The following is a 16,630-nucleotide window of genomic DNA, read 5'->3' as shown; positions in this document are numbered from 1 at the left end:
CATCATATTCATGATGAAAATCCCCATCGGTCCATCGTTCAATCGCACCCTCAAAGATTTTGGCAAGATACGCGCGAGGGTTATGCTCTTTTGCGACATCGGCTTTTAACAGTTCAGGCTGTTCAAAACGCGGCTCATAACGGGCAAAAACCTGTTGATGGTTAAACTCATTCCATAAATTATTATGATGAATTACTGCATCTGGAAAACATTCTTTTAGTGCAAGCTGTGCAGTTTGTTCATGGCGCTGCATAGTTCCAGCAACCACATAAGGTTGTTCTTTCAATATTTGCTTAAAATAACGACCTAACAAAGTCGCCTGAGCCTCACCATTTTCAGACAACTCATCATAGTTACTTTTACCAAATGATGCCTGTCCATGCCTTACCAGATAAATTGTGGTCATCTTCTTAAAATACCCTGTATTTTCTGTAGAGATTGCTGAGCAAATTCCGATTCTTGCAATTTTTGCTGGGCAATAAGTTTTAAAGCTCTGATATGTAGTGCATGAATGACAATCCAGAAATCTTTAAAAGCAGGGTTTCGGGTTTGTTTATGGTAATAACGATAATAGATTTGCTGGGCAATCACTGCTAAACGGAATACACCAAACACTTCATAAAAAGTCCAGTTTTGAGGCTCCAGACCAGTTTTTTGCAAATAATAGTCAACAACTTCTTTGCGAGAGAACATTCCCTTTAAGTGAGTAGGCTGACGACGTGTCGATCTAAAAATCATATTATCCGTAGGCTCAACCCAATAGGCCAAAGCACTGCCCAAATCCATTAATGGATCACCCAAGGTCGCCATTTCCCAATCCAACACCCCAATCACTTCAGTTGGATGCTCTGGATCTAAAATCACATTATCAAAACGCCAATCATTGTGAATAATACAAGTCGTAGAGTCTTGAGGGATATTATCGTTTAGCCATTTTCGGACATATTTAAATGAAGGAACATTGATTGTGCGGACTTTCTCATAGCGCTTATCCCAACCTTCAACTTGTCTACGGCAATACCCTGTACCTTTGCCAAGTTCAGCTAAAGGCGTGTTCTCATAAGGAACTTGATGTAGCTCGATCAACTTATCAATAACGTTTACACAAAGCTCATGAACATCTTCTTCAGTAAAGCCAAGCTCAGGCGGTAATTTCGCACGAGGAATAATGCCTTCAATGCGTTCCATGACATAAAAATCACAGCCAATAACGGTTTCATCCTGACAAAGCGCTACCATTTTAGGAAGAACGGGATAATAAGGTGCAAGGTTTTTCTGCACCATATATTCACGGGCCATATCGTGGGCTGACTTGGCTTTTGTTCCTTTTGGTGGACGTCGTAAAATTAAATCCGTATTTTCATACTTTAAACGATAAGTCCGCCCGTATATTGAGTAACCACTGCTGAACCAACTAGCTCAACACCTTGGTTTTTTAACCAGTTTTCAACTGCCCCAATATCAAGTTCTTCACCATCACGTACTTCACCGCCTACATCAATTACCGACATATTCACTTCCTTTAAACTTATACTTTCTTATGACGACCATAACCACGTTTGGCCAACTCTAATTTGGCAATCATGCCTTTATGTACTTCATCCGGACCATCAGCTAAACGTAAACTGCGTGCTTGGGCAAAGAAACCTGTTAATGGCGTATCTCTTGAAACGCCTGCACCGCCATGTAGCTGAATTGCCATGTCGACTACTTTTTCTAATACGCTTGGAGCGACTACTTTAATTGCAGATATTTCTGTTAAAGCGGCCATGTTTCCTAAAGTATCCATTTTATAAGCAGCATACAAGGTTAAAAGTCTGGCTTGATCTATGGCTACTCGAGCATCGGCTACACGCTCTAGGTTTCCACCGAGTTTTAGAATTTCTTTGCCAAACGCAGTTCTAGACATACCTCTATCAATCATAAGCTCTAGTGCTTTTTCAGCAGCTCCGATACAGCGCATACAATGGTGAATACGCCCCGGCCCTAAACGACCTTGTGCAATTTCAAAACCTTGCCCCGCTCCACCAATAAAGTTTTCAATAGGCACTCGAACATTATTAAAGTGAACTTCACCGTGTCCATGTGGCGCATCGTAGTCACCAAACACAGGTAACATACGTTGAATTTCGACACCCGCCGTATCAATCGGTACTAAAACCATAGAGTGTTGATGGTGGCGGTCTTTAGTTTCATCTGGAGTATGGGCCATAAAAATAATGACTTTAGCATTTGGATCACCTAAACCAGACGACCACCATTTTTTGCCATTTAAAACAATTTCATTACCGTCAATGAGTGCAGTTGCTTGCATGTTGGTTGCATCGCTTGACGCAACATCAGGTTCAGTCATGCAAAAAACCGAACGAATTTTTCCGTCCAATAAAGGCTCTAACCATTGCTGTTTTTGCTGTTCACTGCCATAGCGCCATAACACTTCCATATTTCCCGTATCTGGTGCATTACAGTTAAAAACGGTTGGTGCTAATAAACTACGACCAGTTAATTCAGCAATATGCGCATATTCTTGAACAGTTAACCCTGCACCGAGTTTTTCATCGGGTAAAAACATATTCCAAAGACCTGCCTGTTTGGCTTTAGATTTTAGAGTTTCTAAAAGTTCGGGCCACTGCCATTTTTTCCAGTTTCCATCTGGATTTAACTCATGAACTTCTTCCCAAAATTTTGCTTCGACAGGTTCTATTTCTTCTAAAATAAATTTTTTAGTTCGCTCAGCAAAATCTTGAGCTTTCTTGGAGAGTTCAAACATTCTTTTTCCTTTACATCATTATCTGGTCTTTACATCAACATAACTTGAAACTTAATATGAATGAAATGATTTTATTAAATAACGTGTCATGAATAATATTCATAATCTACATGGTCTAGACTTAAGTTTTTTTCACCGAATTGATATTAATTTATATCCGCTTTTTATCGCGATTTATGAGCAAAAAAGTATTTCAAATGCGGCAAGTAGTCTCAATATTACGCAGTCAGCAGCAAGTCATGCTTTGCAGCGTTTACGTCAACAACTTGAAGATGATGTATTTATACGTGTAGGTAATAAAATGTCTGCAACGCCTTTTGCAGAACAGATTTATCCAACTGTTAAGCAAGCACTTTTAACCATCCAAAATATTAGCCAACAGAGACATGTGTTCGACCCAACAAGTTTAAAAAGCTTAAAAATTGCCGTGCATGACGAAATTGAGCCAATTATTCTTCCAAGATTGGCTCAACATTTTCAAAATCTTAATTTAGATTTGCAGTTTGTCAGTATGAAGCTCGATCGAAAACATATTATGGCGGACTTGGCGACACAACAGCTCGATTTCGTGATTGATCTAGAACAATACTTATCTCCAAAAATTACCTTTGATCATTTGGTCACAGATGAGTTCGTTATTTGCAGCCAACTTAAAGAAGTCGATTTAGCTAGTTATATTAATGGACGACACATTGGTGTTTCATCACGCCGTACAGGCGCTTTACTTGAAGATATTTATTTAAACCAACACCAAAAAATTTCAAGAAATGTATTTATGCGCTGTCAAAACTACTCAACGGCGTTACAAGTTTTAGGAGCCCAAGTCGACGCAATACTTACCATGCCCCATATGATTTTGCAGCATTTATCTTATAGCCCTGAAATTCGGTTACATTCTCTACCTTTTGAGATAACCAATATAAAAATGGGTATGTTTTGGCACGAAGATTTAAGGGATAATTTAAGGCATCAATTTTTGCGACATGAAATTATTAAACTTTTTCAGTAAAGCAAATTGATCTACTAAGCTTCTATCGTACAAGGACCAGTGATGAGTAAAGATGAACGGATAATCCAGAATCAGGACAACAAAAAAACGATTCGTCATGAAGATTACATTGCTGGCATTGGTAAAGGCATGGCGATTTTAGATAGCTTTAGTAGTAATCAACATCGTTTAAACATTTCTATGGCTGCTGAAAAAACTGGGCTCACCCGAGCGGCAGCAAGACGCCATTTATTAACTTTAGAATATTTAGGGTATCTTGAGTCAGATGGCCACTATTACTATTTAACCCCTAAAGTACTCAAATTTTCAGGAGCTTATTTAGGTGCAGCTCAGCTTCCAAAAGTATCTCAACCTTTATTAAATCTTCTAACTAACCAAACCTCTCTCATTTATTCGGTGATGGTACTTGATGGTTATGAAGCCATTACGATTGCCCGTAGTGCTGCCCACCAACAAACTGACCGTGTAAATCCATATGGTTTGCACTTGGGTAATCGCTTACCTGCTCATGCAACTTCAGCGGGTAAAATTTTACTGGCACATTTAAGCCAAGAAGAACAATTGGACTGGCTCCAAAAATATCCGCTTCAGCGTTTAACTAAATATACGCATGTCGAAAATGATAAATTTTTAGAGTTACTAAAAGAAATCCGAGAACAAGATTGGTGTTATTCACGTGAAGAGCACGAATTAGGTGTCCATGCGCTCGCCGTACCGATTTATGGACAAGATTTTAAAGTGGTTGCTGCCTTAAACATTGTTTCTCCAACCATGAGAACAACTGAAGAATATTTAATTCAACATATTTTGCCGCTATTGCAAGAGACTGCGCGGGATTTAAGACAAGTTCTTTAAATCTTGCTTAGGCTATTTCCATAAGATTAATTTTATTTTTGCTTAGGCTATTTGGTTAAATAAAATGATCAGAATGTATGCTTAGGCTATTTCTAAAAGTAATTAAATGGGATTTTTAAATAGCGGATGCCATTCGCTTCAGGTTCCGGAAAATTTCCACCGTTCATATTAATTTGAATTGAAGGCAGAATTAATTTTGGCATTGCCAAAGTAGCATCTCTTTCTTGACGCATTTTTATGAATGATTCTTTGGAAACTCGTCGATTTAAATGGATATTGCTTTGCTTTTGAGTTTTTATATCTGTTTGACAGATATATTCATCACGACCTTCGGGCTTATAGTCATGGCATAAGAACATACGCATGTCGTCAGGAAGTGTATAAAGTTTTTGTACCGAATCATAAAGCTCAGCAGCACTTCCTTTAGGAAAGTCGCATCTGGCCGAACCATAATCGGGCATAAATAAAGTATCACCTACAAAAACAGCATTACCAATCACATAGCTTAAGCAAGCAGGTGTATGCCCTGGTGTAGGAATGTTATAGGCTTCTACCTCCCCTATTTTGAAATGTTCATAATCTCCAAATAAATAATCAAAAGGCTGATTTTCATTGAATTTCTTAAAATCAAAATTATAAATAGCCGAAAATGTTTCTTGTACTACCGAGATTTTTTGACTAATCGCAATTGTACCGCCTAATTTAGATTTTAAATATTGGGCAGCAGTCATATGGTCCGCATGTACATGGGTTTCTAAAATCCATTGCACTTTGAAATTTTGCGCCAAGACATAATCGACGATCAGATCAGCATTAGTTGTTTTTGTAGTGGCCGATGCGGCATCGTAATCAAGCACGCTATCAATAATAGCGCATTGAAGAGTCGCTAAATCTGCAACAACATAGCTAAAAGTATTGGTATTTTCATCAAAAAAATCTTTCACTAGAGGTTGTTGCATAGCTTTAATTTCCTTTATTTAAAATTCGGAAAATAAACATTCCTACTAACATAGCCACAATAAAATAAAGCGCTTCAAAATGTCCTAATCCAATAAGAGTTAAAGCGGGCGCTGGACATATGCCTGCTATTCCCCAGCCTATACCGAAAATACAAGCGCCTACAATTAACCTTTGGTCAATCTGTGTATTTGTTGGTAATTGAATTTGTTCATTAAAAATCGTTTTTGGTTTTTTAATAGCCCTTTGAAACGGAATAAATGCCACAGCAATAGCACCTAGCATCACAAACATTAAGCTAATATCCCATTGTCCAAAAATATCTAGAAACCCTAAAACCTTTGCAGGGTTAGACATACCAGAAATCATTAACCCCAATGAAAACAAACCACCAAATATAAAAGCAAAGATATTTTTCATAAGATTACCCCAGCACATGGCGAATGATATAAACAGTCAGCATGCCAGCAAACATAAAAACTGCGGTCGCTATTATTGAGCGTTTTGATAGCCTGCTCATTCCACAAATACCATGCCCACTTGTACAGCCTGATCCAAGTCGTGTACCAAAACCAACAAGTAGCCCTGCCAGAATAAGTACAAATGAATTGGCTTTAATTTCGATTTCAGGCTGATAGAAATAACCATATATGAAAGGTGTAATCACGAGTCCTGCAATGAACCAGAATGCAGAACTTTTAAATATATCTCTAGATGGGCTAATGAATTGGGCAAGCAAACCACTAATTCCAGCTATACGACCATTTATATATAAATACCCAACTGTTGCGATACCGAGTAATAAACCACCCACAAAGGCATAGACAATACTTGACATATAAGCACTCTTAACAATATATGTTTTTATAATCTGTATTATACGCTGATTCTTTTAGAAATACTTAATATAAAACTTTTGAGTTTATAATTCTTCTTAAAAAGAAAAAGCCCCAAGATTTTGGGGCTTTTATCATTAAATTAGATCTTTAATGCCTAATTGTTCAGGTAACTTTTCCATAACTTTATTTAATCTATTATTTGCTGGAGAGATACAACCTGTGTAATGGCTTAATTTTGTTTCTGTACCATTTGGTTGAATCCAGGTGATGTAATAGCTAGGCATATCGGTCGCAGTTTGCTGACAACCTGCAGTTTTAGATTGGGTTCCTGTTTGCGGACGATAAGTTTTTAATTCATCAGCAAGTTTTTGATAATCTTTTACGCTACCTTGAATTTCTTTAACGCCAATTGCTTTTGTATATTGCTTACCTTCAAAACGAATTAAACCTGTAGGTGTTACTTCTACTGAGTAAATTGGGCATGCGCCGAAACATGGACTAGAAGCATAACGAATGGTTTCTTGTGTATTAGGTGCTTGTTGAACAGAAGCACAACCCATTAAAGCCAAACCGGATAAAGTTGCAAGAACTAAAAATCTCATTACATCACCTATTATTATCAAGTGGCATTAATCTAACAAATCATATGCAAATTGTCATTAAAGACTCATTTTTCATAGTATTATTTGCTATTACTTAGGCTATTTTTAGTTATCAAGAAAATTAAAATATAAAGCACATAAAAAAAGGCCCATCATTCGATGAGCCTTAAGCCAATTAAAGCTTAAATTCCTGAAATACAAATTATTACTGGGTAGTAATAACCTGCGCCGACCATTCTATCTTAATGCAATACATTATTTAAATATAATATAAGTATATATTTACGCTCGTTTTTCCAACAAAAAAAACCTGTTTTTTATAGTTAAAAACTCAATAATGTTTATTTTTAATTAAAATTCACAACTTTAAGTTAAACAAAACTTAATAAATTTTAAAATTTTATTTATAGGTAAAACATTATAAAAAAATGCTTAATAGTTCGGCTATATCTAGTGTTCAGTATGAATCAATTATAGGAATATTTTAAGTTTAGCAATAACTTCAAGCACTTTTTTACTATTTGGTAAAGCTATCTCACTAAAATTACAGAATTTACGCAAATACTTTAATAGAAAAAAGATATTAAAAAAATAAGGGCAAAAGAAAATTTAACCTTTTGCCCTCTTTCATTATTTCTCTAAACTATATGCGATCACATAATCACCATGGTCTGGGGACTGTCGTGCACCACCCGCGGTAACCACTACATATTGTTTACCTGTTTTAGGTGAAACATAGCTAATTGGAGTTCCCTGACTACCTACTGGCATACGTGACTTCCACAGCTCTTTACCTGTAGATGAATCAAAAGCACGCAAGTAATAATCTTGAGTTGCAGCAAAGAAAACTAAACCACCTTGAGTTGCCATTGGCCCACCAATAGTTGGCATACCAATCGGTGCTTTCAAGCCCATCTTAATACCAAGTGGTCCAGTGTCCTCAACTGTACCAAGTGGTACTTGCCATGCCACCTGACGAGTTTTCATGTCAATTGCCGTCATGGTACCAAATGGTGGTTTTTGACAAGGAATACTTAAAGCAGACATAAAGCGGTTTTTATTCACTTTATATGGTGTACCTTTCATTGGTACAGCACCCATACCTGTATTTACTTTTTCGCCACCACTCGCCTGAATCTTAATATCTTCAGGTGTTTGTTTAATGAGTTGAACCCATAAACCAAGACGCATATCGTTTACGAACATGTAACGATGTGTCGGGTCAAAAGCAATACTACCCCAATTCATGCCACCTAAAGAACCAGGGAAGCTTAATGAAACATCAGTACCTGGTGCAGTAAATAAACCTTCGTAACGCATTGACTTAAAGTTAATACGGCACATGAGCTGATCAAACGGCGTTGCACCCCACATATCTGACTCAGTTAAAGTCTGATTACCAATTTGAGGCATTTCAACAGAGCGTGGTTGAGTTAAACTGTATAGCTCACCCGGAATATTTGCTGCTTTCACTGGCTGTTCAATTACTTTAGTCAGTGGTTTACCTGTTACGCGGTCAAGAACGAAGAATTGGCCTGATTTGGTTCCAATCACAACAGCTGGCTTAGTCGTACCATCTTTTAATGGAAAGTCGACTAGACTTGGTTGCATTGGTAAGTCAAAGTCCCATAAATCATTATGAACAGTTTGATATACCCACTTTTCTTTACCCGTTGTCGCATCAAGTGCCAAAACAGAAGTATTGTATTTGTGATCTAACGGATTACGGTTACCACCCCAAATGTCGACAGATGAACTACCCATCGGTAGGAACACTGTATTCATTTGTGGATCATATGACATTGCAGCCCAAGAGTTTGCCGAACTACGTTTATAGGTTTCACCCGGTTTAAGAACATAGTTAGGGTTTGGATTACGCGGGTCAAATGCCCAGCGAAGTTTACCCGTAATCACGTCATAACCACGTATTACACCACCCGGCATATCTGCTGCCACGTTGTCGGCAATACGGCTACCCACCACAATAGTTGTTCCGGCAATAGTCGGTGCAGAAGTCACTTCAAAACGTGGAGCCTTAGTCCCACCGCCTAGGCCTTCGAGTAGATCAACCGTTCCATTTACACCAAAGTCCGCACAGCGCTGACCATTATCTGCATTGACTGCAATTAAACGACCATCTGGCGTATTGGTATATACACGGCGTGGACAGGCTGTGTTGCTCGCAACAGTATTGACAGTTGCACCAGCTAAAGTTGGTTGCACCAGTGGTTTAGTTGAATCGAAGTATGCAACACCACGGCAGCGTTCCCAAGCATCGGCTTTTGAGTTCACCTCAGCTTTCCAGAGTTGTTTGCCCGAGTCGGCATCTATTGCAAAAATGTTGTTATGTGGCGTACATAAAAAGACTTTATTTCCAACTTGTAGCGGGGTCATTTGGTCTTCGGCACCATTACCGCTACCCGTTGTAAAATCACCTGTTCTAAAGCGCCATGCTTCTTTTAGTTTATGAACGTTATCTCGGTTAATTTGGTCGAGAGCAACAAAGCGACTACCACCCGCATCATTACCATAATTTTCCCAATTCACCTGTTTTTTTGCAGGGTCAACTGGTACTAAAGGTAGTTTTTCACCTGAACCTGCGACTGTTGGATGCGGTTGGAACATTTGATAGAGCGCAATCAACATACCCACAACAACTAAGCCACCTACTGCATAGGCTGAAGATGCCAAACTAGTTTGAAATTGGTAGCGTCGAATTGAAGGTAAGGTAAATAACAACGCAGCAAAAAGACCAGCAGGAAACATTAAGCGCGAGAATAACGGCCAAAATTCCCATCCAGCATCAATGAGTGACCAAATTACGGTACCAACAAAAACAGCCCCAAAAATCCAGACGCCCAGCGCTTTTTTTCGGAAAATGCTAATTGCTGAAATGGTTATAAACAGTCCTGAGATAAGGAAATACCAAGAACCACCGAGAGATACTAGCTTTCCACCGCCCACGATATAAAAAATACCAGTAGCCAATAAAGCTAAACCTAAAATAAAACACCATATTTTGAATAAGATATGAAACTTAGAATCTGACTCAGACATAGATCCTACTCCACATATACTGAACCCGAATAGTTCAAGCATTTGGGCCAGTTAAACTATGTCTAACCAGCCATCAATATTATTAAAAATTAACTTTTACACTCAGGCCTGCCACCCAAGCATCATCGACTTCTTTCACACCAGCAGGTTGATGGATATATTGAATGTTTGGACGTAACATGACGGCCGGAGACCATTGATAGGTATAGTTCAACTCGACATTTAACTCGTCGTCTTGAATTGGAATATAGTCAGATGCAATCGGATCATAGCTATAGTATCCGCGGCTTTCGTTTGTCGCGATCTGTTTATCTTTAGCACGATCATTGACTACATAATTGGCAATACCAAAACCAATCGAATCATTTGGACGGCTATCAAACGGTCCCTTATACCAAAGAGCAAGTTGTTGTGTACTTTGAACAAATGTCGTTGCTTTATCATTTACAACGCCATTAAAACTTACATATAAACCGCGTTTCGGATCTTGGCCGGCATGGCTAAGTTGTTGCTGTGCATTAATCCAGAAGCTTTGTTTTCCGTCATGCACTTTACCCGCAGTTTTAATATCATTTGCTTCTGCGGTTGAGTACAGCGCACCTACTTTATATTCACCCGGTAAACCATTAAAAGCAGCAAGTTTTGGTTTCCATGCAAGTTCAACTGGTATGGTAGCGCCCTTGACGTTATTCATATCCAGATTAAAACCATCACTGTTTGATTCGGTTTTAATATTGTCTGGATTGACCTCATACACGCCAACACCTAAAGTCCACTCAGGTGCAAACTGATATTTAACATTTGCAGCCCAAACACCAACTGGTGAGTTATACCAAATTGAACCAATTGATTTTCCTAACTGTCCACCACAAAGCAATAAGTTCTGAAACTCACATTGAGAACTATTGAAGTCCTCTGACATTCCCATACGACCAAATTTGACCTGTACAGTATTATCAACAAAGCCCTTCTTCACCCATGCTTGGGATAAACGCCAAATTTTCCCGCGACCATAAATTTCTTGAGCATTGCCCAATTGGCTAGAACGTGGGTCTTTAATACGCTCAAGAGTTAATGCATTGCCGTCACGTTTAGTCACGACTAGGCTCGCTGTTGTATCTTTCCAACCAGCAATTTTTTCTAAATCGAAGTTGGCACCTAAAGAAAGTTGTGCAGCATTTTCAAAAGTATTGCTGTCGTTGTAACCACCATCTAAATTTGTGGCACTTTGGCTCATAATAGAAGCCGTAAATTTATAGCCCTGCTGCTCTAATTGCTGGCGTTTTCCATTCCAGTCGCCTAGCAACCATTGACGGTCTTGTGACCACGGCTCATTTGCAAGTGCAAATTGGCTGCCCAATACAGCAATTGTTAGCACACTCAGTTTCATTACATTTGGCATTTCAAGTCCCTTTTGTCTTTTCTGAAATGCGCCCCTGTTTTGAAGCGCTTTATTTTTTGTTATTTAACTTGCACAAACCCGAGCTCAGATGTAGCACCGAAGCGATCAGTCACATTTGCTGTAATTGAGGCAACTTTGACTGTTGGTTTCCAATTGGCTTTTGCTTTACCTTCGGCATCTGTAGCTACTGTTATTGTTCCTAAATATTGCTCAGCTTCTTTTGATGCTGCATTTTGGTTGCCAAAAAACTCAACTTGATAGCGTTGATTTGGTAAGCCATTAACTTCTACTGTAACTGAACCTTTATTCGCTGTTAACTTAGGAGCTTTAATACCCTGATTCGGCTGAGCATTACAGTCCTGTTGATTTGGCTGAGTACATGTCTTTTGAAGCTTAGATGGTTCAATCACCACACCACCACCACGAGAACCAACAAACCCTTCATGCTCAAGTGCGGGTACTCCAAATACAATTGCCCCTAAACGCTGATCTGGTACACATGAACCACCTGCTTCACAACGTTTAATATCTTTACCATTGTCCCAAATCAGGTTTTTAGTCAATGTAATTCTTGCATTTGCGTCTTTTTCAGAGCGAATGGCTACACCAATACGGTTACCATGTACTTTATTGCTATCAAGAATGTTGCCATCACCCGTCATGTTAAAACCAATCGAGTTATTGGTCATTTCGTTATAGGCGATATAGTTACGTTTGCCCCAGTTAATCTGTAAGCCATCTGAATAGTTTTCGAATTTATTACCAACTACAGCATTGTCATTACCCCACAAAATTTCAATACCTTGTGATGGTTCTGGGTTTGCTTTGGTTGAAACAAAATGGTTATTCGCAATTAAGTTAAATGCTGCACCACGTGTCAGTTCTAAGCCATCACCATTGTCTTGGAAAATGTTGTCTAAAACTTTGTTGTTATTGGTGGTGGTTGCAGTTGGGTTACCTTGCCCATCATCGCCAGTAAGCATGACACCAGCACCACCGTAGTTATTACTAATACGGTTGTGTTGAATCAGGTTATTGCTTGATCGGTTAATCAATACCCCAATACAGAAGCGATGAATGTCTAAACCTTTTAAAGTGACATTGTTGACGTCACGTAATACCAACCCCGGTAAAGTCATAGTACGTACATTGGTACCGTACTGCTCAGGGTTTGCACCTGGACAAGCTTTTGCACCTTCGCCTTTAATATAGTTTGAACCATCAATTGCGATGTATTCGCCAGTTTTATCCCACTGAGTACCAATGATTTTGACGGGTGCTTTAATTTCAGGAAGTGCGCTGTTTAATTTAATCACATAAGGCGCTTTGCCTACTGCTTGAATCAAGATATCGCTAGCTTCGCTTGGGTTTGCATTGGCTTGTTCAATTGCCCAGCGTAAAGAGCCTTTATTGCTATCGTCTTGATAACGGTCAACAACATAAGTTTGTGCTGCCGCTACTCCTGAAACCACCAAACCTAATGCAAGAGTAGTTAAACGTAATGTAGTCATTTCATCATATCCTTATGATTTATGGGTTTGTTGGTTGAACGGTTTGTAAAATCTGTTTGAGCTTGGTCACATCAATTTGACCCGGTGCAGAAGCCTGACCAATCATGCCAAAGCTATAACTTCCGCCCATATTGGCAGTCGCAACACGAGAAATTGTACCTAATTGCCCCATCGACATTGTCAATAATGGCTTAGTGGTTTGCTGGCTTACTTTTAAAGTTGCGTTCATTAAAGTGAAGACATCTTGTTTAGATTTAGGCATTACAGCAATTTTGAGAACATCTGCGCCCATTTGATCTTGTTTTAACAAGCGTTTTTCAATTTCATCTTGGCTTGGTGTTTTTTGGAAGTCGTGATTAGACATGACAACGAGCACTTTCTTTTGATGTGCTTTTTGAACAATTTCTGAAACTACTTTTTGATCACGGAACATTTCAACATCTAACCAGTCCATGAAAGGATTCTTTAAATAAGCCTGATAAGTCTTACCATAATCAGCATCACTAATTTCAAGCTGGCCCCCTTCGTTTTTGGTACGAATAGTGGCAATCATGGGCTTATTGCCTAAAATCTTTTTCAGCTCATGACCTAAGGCAATGACTTGTTTTGTATCGCTGGCAAAGCTTAATAAATCGATACGGAACTCTGCTAAATCAGCATCTGCTGTATTTGCAATGACTTGAGCTTGTGCCAATGCTTGTTCTTTAGTTTTTGCGGTAATCGGAACAATCGTTTTAACGGCTGTAGCAGCAGGTTGTGTCTGAGCAGCTAAAGCAACAGGTTCAGCATTTACTTGTGCAGTAAAAAATGGGAGTGCAAGCAAACTTAGGCTTAATAATGTTTTCATGTTCATATGTTCATCCTTAAAAAGGCTACACGCATCCTTGAATAATCAGGTGTAGCCTTAGGTGTTTCTTAAATATCAAAAAATACAGTTTCGTCATCGCCTTGAATACGAATATCAAAGCGGTAAACAACTTCACCATTTTCTTCAAAACGTTTTGCAATAAGAGTTTGGCGACGTGGGGCCCATTCAATGCTATTTAGAATTGGATCGTTAGCATTTGCCTCTGCTTCATCTTCAAAATAAACACGTGTATGAAGCCCTAAGTTGATACCACGAGCGAAAATCACTAATGCAATATGAGGTGCTTGAGTTGAACCTTTGCGGCCTGCTGTTGCACCTGGCTTAATTGTATTAAAGCTCCAAACGCCTGTTTCAAAGTCGGCACCTGTACGTCCCCAGCCCTGAAATGCAGGATCAGCTTTTTGCTCACGCGTATCTGCCTGACTTGGATAAATACCGTTCGCATCGGCCTGCCAAATCTCAATGAGTACATCACGTAGCGGTAAACCTAATCCGTCAAACACTTGACCTTCAAGACGAATACGCTCACCTTTGGTTTGGTCTTGAACCAACTGGTTATTAAAGTTGTTTTCAAAAACTTCAATACCGGCCTGTTGTGGCAATAAACCAATGTGAACGTAAGGACCACCTGTTTGAGATGGAGTTTCTTTTAATTCCTGAAAATTCCAGTTGTTCATGCTCGTGCTCCCGATTAAGTCAATTCGTTTTCGAAGTAAGTCGCTCGACGGCCACGTAAAGTGATGTCAAAACGGTAACAACGGCTATCTGCTTCGATAAAGTTGTTTTTATCTTCTAGTGCAATCAAGGCACGGCGTTGATCTTCAGACGGAATCGTTTTTAAGATCGGGCAAGTATCAATGAGCGTATCGCCCTCAAAATAAAACTGTGAAATCAGACGCTGCGCCCAACCATCAGCAATTAAAGAGAAATGAATATGGGCAGGACGCCATTCATTAATACGGTTACGCCATGGATACGGACCCGGTTTAATGGTACGGAAAATATAAAAACCGTTTTCATCAGTTAAGGTACGACCACAACCACCAAAGTTAGGGTCCATTGCACCAATAAACTTATCGTTTGGATGGCGGTAACGACCAGAAGCATTGGCTTGCCATACTTCTAGAAGTGCATTTTTTACAGGACGACCAAATTGATCACGAACATAGCCATGAACAATGACACGCTCACCAATTGGCAAACCATCTTTGGCATAGTTCAAAATCAAATCGTTATCTTTTGGGCCAAACAGATTTGAAGAAAAATGCGGCGCAGTGACTTCTGTTAAAGTCTCATTAATTGAGATCAATGCATTTTTTGGCGAACGTAATACACTTGTTTTATAACCTGGCGTATACGCTGGTGGATGATCATCTGTATTACGTTGGGCGTAAGCACCCCAGCTATGTTGTGACATCTTTATCTCCTTAATCCTGTTCTTTCGCTGCAATTGGGTTTACTTCTATCCCCAACTCTTTAAAGACTTCTTCAGCCATATGCATTGCAGCGTTTGCAGCAGGTAAACCCGCATAGAGTGAACTGTGTAAGATCAGCTCTTTTAAATCTTCTTTAGTTACACCGTTGTTGAAACAAGCACGTAAATGCATGCGTAGTTCATCTTCACGGCCCAGTGCCAATAAAATTGCGATAGTCACTAAACTACGGGTATGACGTGGTAAGCCTGGGCGAGACCACACTTCACCCCATGCATAACGGCTAATAAAATTTTGGAAATCTTGGTTAAAGTCATTTAGGTTCTGCAAAGACCGACCAACATGTTTTTCACCCAAAACTTCAGTCCGCACCTCAATGCCTTGTTTATAGCGTTGTTCATCATTCATTGTGATAGACCTCTATTAAGTTGCATCGGTATGCGCAACAATTGATTTAATAAATACCGCAACAGCAGCAGCGGTCGCTGGAATGAGTAATAAACTAAGAATGGCGGTAAACGACCAATCATTGCCGAGTAACACAGCTCCAATCCACGCACCAAATACCGCACCAAAACGCCCAATACCCGTCATCCAAGACACACCAGTTGCGCGGCACTGAGTTGGATAGAAGCGTGCACTTAACGCCGGCATCGAAGATTGCGCACCATTAATGGCGATACCCGCACAAAGCACCAATACTGCAAGTAAGGTTGAGTTGCCTAAGCTTTGACCGACAGCAATTGCAAATAGACCTGCGGCAAAGTAGAAAATGGCGATGACTCGGTTCGGGTTAAATTTGTCCATTGCCCAACCAATAAACAATGCGCTCACCACTCCACCGAACTGGAACAAACCGCCAATAAATGCAGCGCGCTCCATCGAAGCACCTGTTTCACGCATAAGTGTTGGTAACCAACTTGTTAGCAAGTAAACAACCACGAGTCCCATGAAGTAAGTCACCCAAAGCAAAACCGTACCTTTGGCATATGGCTTAGAAAACATAATTCCAAAGACATTTTTCTTTTGAACAACTTCTGTTTTTTCTTCAGGTACATGAAATGCTGTCGCATTTTGAATCTGTGCTGGTGCAATATGATTTAAGATTTTGCGTACTTTTTCTGGATTCTTACCTTTCACAATTAAAAAGCGGTAAGACTCAGGTAACACCAAAATCACTAAAATCATTAAAATTAAAGGTGACCAGCCGCCGAGCAAAAATAAACTATGCCAACCGTAGGTCGGGATAAGCCAACTGCTAATAAAACCACCTGTAGCCATACCCAAGTTGTAGCCACAGAACATACATGTCACGAGTAATGAGCGA

The 16,630-nt window shown here is 39.5% G+C and carries 16 protein-coding genes and 1 pseudogene; 2 read left to right on the top strand and 15 right to left on the bottom strand.

Translation table 11 applies throughout. From position 1 onward, the window contains the following. The 3 genes and pseudogenes from C1642_RS19160 to C1642_RS11155 form a co-directional block, all read right to left on the bottom strand. Positions 1–406, bottom strand: a 406-nt coding sequence (locus C1642_RS19160) for a histidine phosphatase family protein (RefSeq protein ID WP_228153836.1), incomplete at its 3' end; no start/stop codon positions are given. Continuing rightward, positions 403–1,511 (bottom strand): annotated as a pseudogene (locus C1642_RS11160) (phosphotransferase family protein). The gene C1642_RS19160 and the pseudogene C1642_RS11160, both read right to left, overlap by 4 nt. Before the next feature lie 17 nt (positions 1,512–1,528). Beyond that, positions 1,529–2,770: an acyl-CoA dehydrogenase family protein gene (locus C1642_RS11155; RefSeq protein WP_031963529.1), complete on the bottom strand. Its 1,242-nt coding sequence runs from the start codon at positions 2,768–2,770 to the stop codon at positions 1,529–1,531. A gap of 88 nt (positions 2,771–2,858) precedes the next feature. On the opposite strand from C1642_RS11155, the gene C1642_RS11150 reads away from it, so the two are divergent. After that, entirely contained in the window at positions 2,859–3,779 is a 921-nt protein-coding gene (locus C1642_RS11150; protein WP_103236348.1) for a LysR family transcriptional regulator, read from the top strand. Positions 3,780–3,821: 42 nt separating this feature from the next. Next, on the top strand, positions 3,822–4,634 hold the full coding sequence (pcaU, locus tag C1642_RS11145) for an IclR family transcriptional regulator PcaU (RefSeq protein ID WP_000030961.1): 813 nt from the start codon (positions 3,822–3,824) through the stop codon (positions 4,632–4,634). 92 nt (positions 4,635–4,726) lie between these two features. On the opposite strand, the gene C1642_RS11140 is transcribed toward pcaU, so the two are convergent. The 12 genes from C1642_RS11140 to C1642_RS11085 form a co-directional block, all read right to left on the bottom strand. Beyond that, positions 4,727–5,593 carry an MBL fold metallo-hydrolase gene (locus tag C1642_RS11140; RefSeq protein ID WP_002068148.1) on the bottom strand — a complete coding sequence of 289 codons (867 nt, stop codon included), beginning with the start codon at positions 5,591–5,593 and terminating at the stop codon, positions 4,727–4,729. Positions 5,594–5,597: 4 nt separating this feature from the next. Further along, positions 5,598–6,011 carry a DUF6691 family protein gene (locus C1642_RS11135; protein WP_103236347.1) on the bottom strand — a complete coding sequence of 138 codons (414 nt, stop codon included), beginning with the start codon at positions 6,009–6,011 and terminating at the stop codon, positions 5,598–5,600. Between the two features lie 4 nt (positions 6,012–6,015). Then, positions 6,016–6,429, bottom strand: coding sequence for a YeeE/YedE family protein (locus tag C1642_RS11130; protein ID WP_000095339.1), 414 nt, complete (start codon positions 6,427–6,429; stop codon positions 6,016–6,018). A 135-nt stretch (positions 6,430–6,564) separates the two neighbouring features. Then, complete coding sequence (locus C1642_RS11125; RefSeq protein ID WP_001211835.1) at positions 6,565–7,032, bottom strand: DUF6438 domain-containing protein; 468 nt, start codon at positions 7,030–7,032, stop codon at positions 6,565–6,567. A gap of 630 nt (positions 7,033–7,662) precedes the next feature. Beyond that, positions 7,663–10,089, bottom strand: a complete 2,427-nt coding sequence (locus C1642_RS11120) for a glucose/quinate/shikimate family membrane-bound PQQ-dependent dehydrogenase (protein ID WP_103236346.1) — start codon at positions 10,087–10,089, stop codon at positions 7,663–7,665. Positions 10,090–10,171: 82 nt separating this feature from the next. Further along, the gene (locus C1642_RS11115; protein WP_103236345.1) at positions 10,172–11,491 is read right to left on the bottom strand and encodes a carbohydrate porin; all 1,320 of its coding nucleotides are present in this window, start codon (positions 11,489–11,491) and stop codon (positions 10,172–10,174) included. Positions 11,492–11,550: 59 nt separating this feature from the next. After that, positions 11,551–13,002 (bottom strand): NosD domain-containing protein, encoded by a 1,452-nt coding sequence (locus C1642_RS11110; protein ID WP_103236344.1) that lies wholly within the window; start codon positions 13,000–13,002, stop codon positions 11,551–11,553. A gap of 19 nt (positions 13,003–13,021) precedes the next feature. Beyond that, the gene (gene aroD / locus C1642_RS11105) at positions 13,022–13,849 is read right to left on the bottom strand and encodes a type I 3-dehydroquinate dehydratase (protein ID WP_001986093.1); all 828 of its coding nucleotides are present in this window, start codon (positions 13,847–13,849) and stop codon (positions 13,022–13,024) included. 68 nt (positions 13,850–13,917) lie between these two features. Beyond that, entirely contained in the window at positions 13,918–14,547 is a 630-nt protein-coding gene (gene pcaG / locus C1642_RS11100) for a protocatechuate 3,4-dioxygenase subunit alpha (RefSeq protein ID WP_001067206.1), read from the bottom strand. A 14-nt stretch (positions 14,548–14,561) separates the two neighbouring features. Next, a complete protein-coding gene (pcaH, locus tag C1642_RS11095; RefSeq protein ID WP_000077913.1) occupies positions 14,562–15,287 on the bottom strand; it encodes a protocatechuate 3,4-dioxygenase subunit beta in 726 nt (241 codons plus the stop codon). Positions 15,288–15,297: 10 nt separating this feature from the next. Then, the gene (pcaC, locus tag C1642_RS11090; RefSeq protein ID WP_000997505.1) at positions 15,298–15,711 is read right to left on the bottom strand and encodes a 4-carboxymuconolactone decarboxylase; all 414 of its coding nucleotides are present in this window, start codon (positions 15,709–15,711) and stop codon (positions 15,298–15,300) included. Between the two features lie 15 nt (positions 15,712–15,726). Beyond that, the coding region (locus C1642_RS11085; RefSeq protein ID WP_103236343.1) for an MFS transporter at positions 15,727–16,630 on the bottom strand (904 nt) is incomplete at its 5' end.

The organism is Acinetobacter sp. AKBS16 (assembly GCF_002899995.1).
GTDB lineage: Bacteria > Pseudomonadota > Gammaproteobacteria > Pseudomonadales > Moraxellaceae > Acinetobacter > Acinetobacter baumannii.
Note: the sequence above shows the minus strand (reverse complement) of the source record. Positions and strands in the feature narration are given on the sequence as shown.